The organism is Roseateles sp. P5_B10, from assembly GCF_056400485.1.
On the sequence record NZ_JBFULE010001477.1, the window covers coordinates 1 to 694 of the forward strand.

Below are 694 nucleotides of genomic sequence, written 5' to 3' on the forward strand. Positions count from 1 at the left end.
CTCCACGGCCGCGATGACGGAAGGTTCGCTTGGCGGCGGCATCATCATCACGACCCGCACGGGCCTGGACTTCGACAAGCCCTTCTACTCGTTCCGCGCCGCCGCCACGCAGAGCGACCTGAACAAGCAGAACACGCCCAACTWCAACCTGGTGCTGGCCGACAAGTTCCTGGACAAGCGCTTGGGGGTAATCGTCAACCTGAACAAGTCGCGCTACAAGAGCGAGCAGCATGGCGTCACACAGGGCGGCAGCAACAACCAGCAGGGCCTGGTGCGCCTGGGCGACTTCGACGGCTCGCCAGAGAAGACCTTCACCTTCAACCCGGCGACGGCCAACGGCGACAGCATCAACACGCCGATGCAGATCTCGCCGCTGATCGCCGGCGGGAACTTCAACGCCTCCACGCCGCTGGAGCTGTTGACCAAGTCGGCCGCAGCGCAGACCAAGGCCGACTGCTTCACCACCTTCCCCAATCTGACGGCAGCCCAGACCAACCTCATGGTCGCCGCTGGCCGCACTGCGGCCTACACGCAGCGCCAGAACGAGCAGATCACCTGCCTGAACCAGTGGAATGACTACTCGCCCTCGCAAACGGCGGGCTTTCGCTACAACTTCAAGAGCCAGGACGACAAGCGCACCGGCGGCGATGTGCGGCTGGACTTCAAGGTCAACGATCAGCTGACCGTCTACAGC

At 63.5% G+C, this 694-nt stretch carries 1 pseudogene; it reads left to right on the forward strand.

What is annotated here, in order from left to right:
* Positions 1-694, forward strand: a pseudogene (locus tag AC1DU6_RS34080) (TonB-dependent receptor); the annotation flags it as partial.